General features: G+C 72.9%; 11 protein-coding genes and 1 pseudogene. 5 read left to right on the top strand and 7 right to left on the bottom strand.

The genetic code is table 11. The annotated features are described in order from the left end of the window. Positions 1-93 precede the first annotated feature (93 nt). The 3 genes from AC2CHG_RS28135 to AC2CHG_RS28125 form a co-directional block, all read right to left on the bottom strand. Positions 94-873, bottom strand: coding sequence for an electron transfer flavoprotein subunit beta/FixA family protein (locus AC2CHG_RS28135; RefSeq protein ID WP_484525932.1), 780 nt, complete (start codon positions 871-873; stop codon positions 94-96). A 176-nt stretch (positions 874-1049) separates the two neighbouring features. Then, a complete protein-coding gene (locus tag AC2CHG_RS28130; RefSeq protein WP_194799619.1) occupies positions 1050-1454 on the bottom strand; it encodes a hypothetical protein in 405 nt (134 codons plus the stop codon). 2 nt (positions 1455-1456) lie between these two features. Next, complete coding sequence (locus AC2CHG_RS28125) at positions 1457-2254, bottom strand: GNAT family N-acetyltransferase (protein ID WP_484525931.1); 798 nt, start codon at positions 2252-2254, stop codon at positions 1457-1459. A gap of 41 nt (positions 2255-2295) precedes the next feature. Here AC2CHG_RS28125 and AC2CHG_RS28120 point away from each other — a divergent pair, with 41 nt between their 5' ends. From AC2CHG_RS28120 to AC2CHG_RS28110, 3 genes are read left to right on the top strand one after another with little or no spacing between them, the layout of a single operon-like run. Beyond that, entirely contained in the window at positions 2296-2682 is a 387-nt protein-coding gene (locus AC2CHG_RS28120) for a YidH family protein (protein ID WP_484525930.1), read from the top strand. Then, positions 2679-2978 carry a DUF202 domain-containing protein gene (locus tag AC2CHG_RS28115; RefSeq protein ID WP_262016123.1) on the top strand — a complete coding sequence of 100 codons (300 nt, stop codon included), beginning with the start codon at positions 2679-2681 and terminating at the stop codon, positions 2976-2978. Before AC2CHG_RS28120 ends, AC2CHG_RS28115 begins: the two co-directional genes overlap by 4 nt. A gap of 26 nt (positions 2979-3004) precedes the next feature. Further along, positions 3005-3400 carry a PLD nuclease N-terminal domain-containing protein gene (locus tag AC2CHG_RS28110; RefSeq protein ID WP_484525929.1) on the top strand — a complete coding sequence of 132 codons (396 nt, stop codon included), beginning with the start codon at positions 3005-3007 and terminating at the stop codon, positions 3398-3400. A gap of 55 nt (positions 3401-3455) precedes the next feature. Here AC2CHG_RS28110 and AC2CHG_RS28105 read toward each other — a convergent pair whose 3' ends face one another. Together AC2CHG_RS28105 and AC2CHG_RS28100 are read right to left on the bottom strand one after the other, a co-directional pair. Continuing rightward, positions 3456-5078, bottom strand: a complete 1623-nt coding sequence (locus tag AC2CHG_RS28105; RefSeq protein ID WP_484525928.1) for an acetolactate synthase — start codon at positions 5076-5078, stop codon at positions 3456-3458. Positions 5079-5148: 70 nt separating this feature from the next. Next, entirely contained in the window at positions 5149-5922 is a 774-nt protein-coding gene (locus AC2CHG_RS28100; RefSeq protein WP_120571337.1) for an enoyl-CoA hydratase/isomerase family protein, read from the bottom strand. Positions 5923-6053: 131 nt separating this feature from the next. Here AC2CHG_RS28100 and AC2CHG_RS28095 point away from each other — a divergent pair, with 131 nt between their 5' ends. After that, complete coding sequence (locus AC2CHG_RS28095; RefSeq protein WP_484525927.1) at positions 6054-6602, top strand: DUF6232 family protein; 549 nt, start codon at positions 6054-6056, stop codon at positions 6600-6602. Here the strand turns inward: AC2CHG_RS28095 and AC2CHG_RS28090 are convergent. After that, positions 6548-6979: a nuclear transport factor 2 family protein gene (locus AC2CHG_RS28090; protein WP_262016119.1), complete on the bottom strand. Its 432-nt coding sequence runs from the start codon at positions 6977-6979 to the stop codon at positions 6548-6550. The genes AC2CHG_RS28095 and AC2CHG_RS28090 overlap by 55 nt on opposite strands. Before the next feature lie 58 nt (positions 6980-7037). On the opposite strand from AC2CHG_RS28090, the gene AC2CHG_RS28085 reads away from it, so the two are divergent. Next, entirely contained in the window at positions 7038-7520 is a 483-nt protein-coding gene (locus AC2CHG_RS28085) for a DUF6232 family protein (protein ID WP_262016118.1), read from the top strand. Between the two features lie 15 nt (positions 7521-7535). On the opposite strand, the pseudogene AC2CHG_RS28080 reads toward AC2CHG_RS28085, so the two are convergent. After that, positions 7536-8166 (bottom strand): annotated as a pseudogene (locus AC2CHG_RS28080) (dienelactone hydrolase); the annotation flags it as partial.

Below are 8166 nucleotides of genomic sequence, written 5' to 3'. Positions count from 1 at the left end.
GGCGAGGGTGAGCATCTCCAGGGTGACCTTCTTGACGCCGAACTCCCGGGTGGCTTCGACGACGACGAGAACCTCAGACATGTCAGTGACCCCTCACACGAACTTCTCGGTGGCGAGGAACTCGACCAGCTTCACGCCGCCCTCGCCCTCGTCGGTGATCTTCTCGCCGCCGGAGCGCGGCGGACGCTTGGAGTGCTCCACCACAGCGCTGGTAGCACCGTCGAAGCCCACCTCAGCCGCGGCCACACCCAGGTCACCCAGCGACAGCGTCTGCACCGGCTTCTTCTTGGCCGCCATGATGCCCTTGAAAGACGGGTAACGCGGCTCGTTGATGGTGTCCCAGACGGACACCACAGCCGGAGTCGAGGCGGTGACCACCTCGTAGCCCTCCTCGGTCTGCCGCTCCACAGTCAGACCGGACCCGTCGACGGTGAGCTTGCGCGCACCGGTCAGAGCAGCCACACCCAACCGCTCGGCGATCATGTGCGGCATGACCTGCACCCGGCCGTCGGTCGACTCGGCACCACAGATGACCAGATCAGCGCCCAGCTGACCGAGGGCGGCGGCAAGCACCTTCGACGTGGCCACCGCACAGGAGCCGTGCAAGGCGTCGTCGACGACGTGGACAGCCTTGTCCGGACCCATGGACAGCGCCTTACGGATCGACTCGGTCGCCCGGTCCGGACCCATCGTCAGGACGGTGACCTCGCCGCCGTGCGCCTCCTTGATCTTCAACGCCTCCTCGATGGCGTACTCGTCCATCTCGTTGATGACGTTGTTCGCCGAACCGCGGTCGACGGTGTTGTCGTCAGAACGCAGGCTGCGGTCCGCGCCCGAATCAGGCACCTGCTTGACGAGTACGACGATGTTCATCGCGCTTCGACGACCCTCCTGTTTGGTGTAGCGATCACTCGCCCGGTCACGGGCGCAGCCTCCCGCGTGACGCAACGTGGGTCAACCGCGGGCAGCTGTGCACTTCCCCACGAGGCAATGTTACCCGCAAGTAGCATGGCCACCCCGGCGGCCCGGAGTGACGCAACTCACCACCGTCACGCCGCCTCGGTCAGCGCCTGCCGGATCTTCTCGATCGCCGCCGCCTCGGCCGGCTCGATCCCCCGGTGCGCCTGCGCCACCCGATCCGCCGCGTCCAGCACCACCGACCGGTACGTCTCGACGTCCCCCGGCGACTTGGCGCGCAGGATCTCCACCGACCGGCCCAGCGCGGGCAGCACCACCGACTCGACCTCCAGGACCGAGTCCCGAGGGAGCTGCGGCAGCGGGCCGGTGGTCAGCGCCTCCTTGACCACGCCGCCCACCTCGCCGAGCGCGCCGGAGGCGGCGAAGCTCTCCCGCACCATCGCCAGCACCCCCGGTACGGCGTTGGAGACCAGGAACACGGCACCGAACGCGCCGGTCTTCAGGGTGAGCCGCTCGTCCGCCGTCAACCGCTCCATGATCACGGAGTGTAGACGTAGGGCGTGGAGGTGGTGACCGCAACGAGCCCGAGCCGCTCCAGGATGGGCCGGCTGTCCGGCGAGCAGTCCACCTGCAGCAACGCCTTGCCACGCTGCTGCGCCAGTCGCGCCCGGTACGCCACCAGCCCTCGGTAGATGCCCTTCTTGCGCCACTGCGGCAGCGTCGAGCCGCCCCAGAGGCTGGCGAAGCCGGTGCCGCGCTGGTAGCGGATCCAGCCCGCGCTGACCACCGTCTCCCCCGCCTCGGCCACCACGATCGTGATCGACTGCGGATCCGCCTCGATCTCCCGGGCCAGCCCGTACACCAGGTGGCTGCGGTCCTCCTGCCAGACCTCCTCCTCCATGGCGGCGATCCGCTCCAGGTCGGCCCGGCCGGTGACCTCGCGCAGGCGTACCCCCTCGGGGAGCACCGGGACGGCGGCGGCGAGCGGCGCGACCGGGCCGACCACGACTGTCTCCTGGTCCTCTGGGACGAACCCGGCGGCGCGCAGCCGGTCGGCCAGGTCGGCCGGCTCGTCGTGACCGGCGAGCTTCCACTCGACCGCCTCGCCCCGGGCCCGGAAGACCTCGACCTGCCGGGCGATCAGGGCGTCCAGCTCGGCGCCGGCCAGGCCGTCGAGCGTCCGGTAGGTGAGGAAGCCGCGGTGGTCGAGCCCGAGCACGCGGAACAGCGGGCCGTCGCGCTCCACAGTCACCCCGTCCGGCAGCGGGTCCGGCAGCTCCGGTCGGATCTGGCTGTCGTAGGCGTCACGCAGCTCGCGCACGTCAAGATCGGTCATCCCCCCAGGCTAGGCGCGGGGCAAAGCGGATAATCGGCAGCGTGTGGGAGTCGATCAAGAGCTGGTTCGACCCGCGTGAGCTGCGTTCGGTCGGCACCCCGCCGGACTACCGCTTCTCGCTGGCGAACGAACGGACGTTCCTGGCCTGGCTGCGAACAGGTCTCGCGCTGGTGGCGGGCGGGCTGGCCGCGGCGCAGTTCCTGCCGCCGCTGCGCCTGGCCCACCTGCGCGAGGCGCTCGCGGTCGCGCTGCTGCTGCTCGGCGCCACCGTCTCGATCCGGGCGGTCGACCACTGGGCGCGCACCGAACGCGCCATGCGGCTGAACGAGGAGTTGCCCGCGTCCCGCTTCCCGGCCGTCCTGGCGCTCGTCGTCGCGATCGGCGCGCTGCTGCTGGTGGCCGCCGTGCTGGTGGGCGGCGCGCGGTGACCCGTGACCCCGGCCTGCAACCCGAGCGCACCCGGCTGGCGTGGCGGCGGACGCTGCTCACGCTCACCGCGGTGCTGCTGCTCCAGCTCCGGCCGGCGTTCGGCGGCCGGCCCGCGGACGCGGCGCCGGCCGGGCTCGCGGTAGTGGTCTGGCTCGCCGTGCTCGTGGTGACGTGGCACCGGGCCACCGGCACCGGACCGCGCCGGTTCGACAGATGGTCGGTGCCGCTGACCGCGCTCGGCGCGGCCGGACTGGCGGTGCTCGGCGTGGCGCACGTACTCGGCGGGGTGCACTGACGAGCGGCGGTGAGCCATCATGAGGCATGGCCCGCCTCTACGTGCTGCTCTTCCTGGTCCAGATCGTCCTCGCCGTGTGCGCGCTGATCAGCTGCCTCTCCGCCGACGAGGAGAAGGTCAAGGCGCTGCCCCGGATGATCTGGGTGCTGATCATTCTCTTCTTCCCGCTGGTCGGCTCGATCGCCTGGTTCCTCGTGGGCCGCGAGCGCCCGGCGGGGACCGCCGGCGTCACCGGCACGGCCCGTCCCGCCGCGCCCGCCCGCCGTCCGCTCGCCCCGGACGACGACCCGGAGTTCCTCGCCTCGCTGGACGAGCGGTCCCGCCGCGAGGACCAGGAACGGCTGCGGCTGTGGGAGGAGAACCTGCGCCGCCGCGAGGAGGAACTGCGCCGCCCGGACGACCGGGACCGCCCCGAGGTCTGAGGCGCGCCACGGGCCGCCCGCCGGTCACCCGGCGGACGGCCCGCACGCGCCGTGGTCAGGCCAGGTTCGACGAACGGGGGTACGCGTCGGCGGGGTCGGTCAGCACGTTCACCAGGTACGGCACGCCCGAGTCGAACGCGCGCCCCAGCGCGGGCCCGAGGTCGGCGGCCTTCTCCACCGTCTCGCCCGCGCCGCCGAGCGCCTCGACCACCTTGTCGTAGCGCAGGCCGGGCTGGAGGTCGGCGGCCACGTCGTAGCCGTACATCGCCCGCATCGGGTGCTTCTCCAGCCCCCAGATGCCGTTGTTGCCGACCACGATCACCACCGGCAGCTTCTGCCGGACCAGCGACTCCACGTCCATCAGCGAGAAGCCGGCCGCGCCGTCGCCCATCAGCACGCAGATCTGCCGGTCCGGGTGACTGACCCGGGCGCCCATCGCGTAGCCCATGCCGGTGCCGAGGCACCCGTACGGGCCGGGGTCGAGCCAGGTGCCGGGCTGGGCCGGCTCCAGGTACCGGCCGGCGTACGACACGAAGTCGCCGCCGTCGCCGATGGTGATGGCGTCAGGCGCGAGCGCCCGGCGCAGCTCGCCGTAGATCCGGGCCGGGCGGATCGGGTCGCTCTCGGCGGCCATCTCCTCCGCGTCGCGGGCCTTCGCCGCGTCCTCGGCGGTCCGCAGCTCGGCGATCCAGTCGGCGTGGTCGGCCCGGTCACCGGTGTGGTCGGCGAACGCGCCGAGGATCAGCCGCAGGTCACCGGCCGGCGCGGCGGCCGGCTGCACGTGCCCGGCCCGCTGGCTCGGTGCGTCCACGACGTGCACCACCTGGGCGTCGCCGAAGTCGCCGAAGGAGAGGCGGAAGTCCAGCGGGGTGCCGATCACCACGACCACGTCGGCGCCCTTGAGCGCGACCCGGCGGGCCTTGGCGAAGGCGAGCGGGTGCTCCGGCGGCAGCGCGCCCCGGCCCATCCCGTTCGTGAACACCGGCACCCGCAGCGACTCGGCGGCGGCGCGCAGCGCGTCGACGGCGTCGCCCGCGTACACGTCGGAACCGGCGATGATCACGGGCCGGGACGCGCCGGCGATCAGGCGGGCCGCCTTCGCCACCTCGTCCGGGTCCGGCTCGATCGGGGCCAGCGGCGTGACCGCCGGCAGGTCGGCGTCACCGACGGAGAAGACCGCCTCCAGCGGGAAGTCCAGGAAGACCGGGCCGCGGTGCGGGGTGAGCGCGGTGGTCAGCGCCGCCGACACCGCGCGCGGGATGTCGTCGGCGCTGAACACCGTCTCGGCGTGCTTGGTCACCGGCGCGACGAGCGGCAGGTGGTCCATCTCCTGGAGGCTGCCCGAGCCCCAGCGGAACTGCGGCGCCCGCCCACCGAGCACCAGCACCGGCGAGGCGTTGAAGAACGCGCTGGTCAGGCCGGAGACCCCGTTGGTGACGCCGGGGCCGGCGGTGAGCACGGCCAGGCCGGGGCGGCGCTGGAGCTTGGCGACCGCCTCCGCGGCGAACACGGCGGACTGCTCGTGCCGCACGTCGTAGAGGGGGAAACCCGCCTTGTGGGCTGCGTCGTAGAGCGGGAAGACGTGCCCGCCGGACAGCGTGAACATCTCCCGTACGCCGTGCGCGCGTAGTGCCGCGAGTGCCAGATCGCCCCCGTGGCCCTCGATCCGCTCCGTCATGCCATTCCCCTTCGTCGACCGACCGGGGTCACGCTACTGGCCGGTATCGCGGATGTGAACAGCTCTCGCGTCAGCGACCGGTGAAGCCCGGCTTGCGCTTCTCCACGAACGCGGCCATGCCCTCGCGCCGGTCGTCGGTGGCGAACAGCGCCGCGAAGAGCTGGCTCTCCCAGGCCAGGCCCGAGGTGAGGTCCATGTCCAGACCGCCGTCGACAGCCGCCTTCGCCGCGCGCAGCGCCTGCACCGGTCCGGTCAGGAACGGCTTCACGTACGCCACCGCGGCGTCGTAGACCTCGGCGGCCGGGACCACGCGGTCGGCAAGGCCGATGCGCAGCGCCTCGGCGGCGTCGACCATCCGCCCGGTCATGATCAGGTCCTTGGCGCGGGCCGGGCCGACCAGGCGGGCCAGCCGCTGGGTGCCGCCGGCGCCGGGGATGATGCCGAGCTTGATCTCCGGCTGGCCGAGCTTGGCGTCCTCGGCGACGATCCGCCAGTCGCAGGCCAGCGCCAGCTCGCAGCCGCCGCCGAGCGCGTACCCGGTGATCGCGGCGACGACCGGCTTGGGGATGCGGGCGATCGCGCCGAGCGCGCTGGACAGGTCGGCCGCGCGCTCCGCCATGTCCACGTAGGACATGTCGGCCATCTCCTTGATGTCCGCACCGGCCGCGAAGACCTTCTCGCCGCCGTACACGATCACGGCGCGGACCTCGGCGTCGGCGGTGGCCGCCGAGGCGGCGGCGCGCAACTCCTCCTGCACCTGGGTGTTGAGCGCGTTCATCGGCGGCCGCTCCAGCCGGATGGTGCCGATGCCGTCCTTCACTTCCAGCCTGACGAACTCGCCCACGCTGCCCTCACTTCCTCGTCGAAGTCGCGTGCCAACCTTACGACTCGCCTCGTTGGGGTAGACAGTGTGGTGTCGGCGACTCCCCAGGTCGCCGCCGGAGTCGCCGCCGCCCCGCCACCGGGAGTGAGGCCATGATCACCTACTACGACGACCGCTCCGTCCAGGTCACCTCCACCGCGGTACGGGTGGACGGGCGCAGCTACCCGCTGGCCGAACTGACCACCGTGTGGCACCGGCGGGGCGACCGCTCCTGGCGGGTGCTCGCCGGGCGCGGCGCGATCGGGGCCGCGCTCGCCGGGCCGCTGGTGGCCGCCGTGCTGGGCATCGCGCTGGCCGTGTGGCTGCAACGCTCGGCGGCGGTCACCGTCGCCATCGTGGGCATCTCGGTGCTGGTCGGCCTCGCCGTCGGGCCGCTCGCGGACTTCCTCTTCGAACACCTGGACCGCTCGTACGCCCGGGGCAGCCGGGAGATGGAGATGTGGGCGCAATGGCGGGGCCGCCCGGTGCGGCTGCTGCACACCCGCGACGCGATGCGCTTCGGGCAGATCTACCGGGCGGTGCAGCGGGCCATGGAGAGCCTGCCGGCCACGCCGGGTCGTCCCGCGACCGGTCCTGCCGCGACGGGTCAGAACGTGATCGGCTCGTCCGGCAGCAGGCCCAGCCCGCGCAACAGGCCGTAGGTGTCCTGCTCGCCCCAGAACTGGACGATCCGGCCGCCGGCCAGGCGGTACATCTTGCAGGCGCTCTGCACGGTGGTCGCCCCTGTCGCGTCCCGCCGGTACGTCTGGGCCAGCGACACCACCACCCGGTCCCCGGCCGCGAAGATCTCCCGGATCTCCTGGTCGATCACGGTCAGGCCGGGCGAGGACACGGCCGCCTCTGGATAGCGCCGGCCGCGTACCGCGGTGCCGGAGCCGTAGACCTCCACGTCCTCGTCGACCACCTCGGCCAGTTCGGCCAGGTCCTTCGTGACGAAGGTGCGCAGGTAGCGCCTGACCACCTCGACGTTGCGCGCCTGCTCGTCGCCGCCGGTTCCGGCCCCGCTCCGGTCCGTCATGCCGCCAGCCTACCGGCGCACGCATCGCCGGCATCGACACGCGCGGTTAGGCTGATTCATGGTCCTCTATTACCGGGACGACACCGTGCAGGTCACCTCCGAGGCCATCCACGCGGGCGGTCAGGCCGTCGCGCTCGCCGACGTCACGTACGTCTGGCACGCGCGCGGCACCACCACACTCGCCGTCCGAGGGCGGGTGCTGGGCCGCGGGGTGCTGGTCCTGCTGCTGTCGCTGCCACCACTGGTCGCCGTGGTCTGCGTGCTCTCGCTGGCCTGGTCCGCGCAGGACCGCGGCGAGTGGAAACTGGCCCTGATCATCCTGGCCGCGTTCGTGGTGGTGGGACTGGCGCTCACCCCGTTCCTGGAGGTGCCGCTCGGCTGGCTGGACCGTTCCTACGAGCGCGGCAACCGGGTGCACGAACTGTGGGTGCAGCACCACGGCCGGGAGACGATGCTGGTCCGCACGCCCGACGCGCTGCGGTTCGGGCAGATCTACCGGGCCGTGCAACGCGCCGTGGAGCAGCAGACCGACCGTCGTTGAGCCGACCGGCGCCGGTCAGGTCAGCGGCAGCGTGGTCGCGATCGGCCAGGCGAGCACCACCGCCCCTACCGACGGCGCCATCCACCACGGCGCGGCCCGGCGGCGCAGCACCACGGCCCAGGCCGCCTGCCAGGCCACAAGCGCCGCGAACAGCGGCACCACCAGCAGTACGAACCCGGGTGCCAGGCCGATGACCGCGGCGACGGCGAGCACCAGCACGGCGATCCCGCCGGTGGCCGCGTACCGGACGCCGTGGCCGTCCGCGAGCCGCTCGGCGCCGAGCAGGAACGCCAGGCAGCAGAACGTCACCAGGGGCAGCAGCCACCACCGGGCCCCGACCGGCACGGTCGAGGTGAGACCGAGGTGAAGCGGCAGCGCGACGGCGAGCACCGCGTACCCGAGGAGCACGACGGCGACGACAGCGGACCGGACGCCACCACCGGTCGCCGGTGGCCGGCGGGGTTTCGCGAAGTGCGCCGCGGCGGCCAGCAGCACGCCGGTGAGCAGCAGGAACACCGCCACGTATCCGCCCACGGCGAGCGGTAGCCGGGCGGTCGGCAGCAGCGCGGCGAGCACGGCACCCACACCGGCCGCCGGCACCGTCGCGGCGAGCCACCGCCCGGTACGCGGACCGGCAGTGCCCGCC

This window comes from Micromonospora sp. ATLC20 (assembly GCF_057196585.1).
The sequence above is the reverse complement of the archived record's forward strand: the minus strand, read 5'-3'. Positions and strand labels throughout refer to the sequence as shown.

Bases quoted from the DNA above. Each gene is read 5' to 3' on its own strand.
- AC2CHG_RS28135 (WP_484525932.1), bottom strand. From the start codon at position 873: ATGAACATCGTCGTACTCGTCAAGCAGGTGCCTGATTCGGGCGCGGAC.
- AC2CHG_RS28130 (WP_194799619.1), bottom strand. From the start codon at position 1,454: ATGGAGCGGTTGACGGCGGACGAGCGGCTCACCCTGAAGACCGGCGCG.
- AC2CHG_RS28125 (WP_484525931.1), bottom strand. From the start codon at position 2,254: ATGACCGATCTTGACGTGCGCGAGCTGCGTGACGCCTACGACAGCCAG.
- AC2CHG_RS28110 (WP_484525929.1), top strand. From the start codon at position 3,005: ATGGCCCGCCTCTACGTGCTGCTCTTCCTGGTCCAGATCGTCCTCGCC.
- AC2CHG_RS28105 (WP_484525928.1), bottom strand. From the start codon at position 5,078: ATGACGGAGCGGATCGAGGGCCACGGGGGCGATCTGGCACTCGCGGCA.
- AC2CHG_RS28095 (WP_484525927.1), top strand. From the start codon at position 6,054: ATGATCACCTACTACGACGACCGCTCCGTCCAGGTCACCTCCACCGCG.
- AC2CHG_RS28090 (WP_262016119.1), bottom strand. From the start codon at position 6,979: ATGACGGACCGGAGCGGGGCCGGAACCGGCGGCGACGAGCAGGCGCGC.
- AC2CHG_RS28085 (WP_262016118.1), top strand. From the start codon at position 7,038: ATGGTCCTCTATTACCGGGACGACACCGTGCAGGTCACCTCCGAGGCC.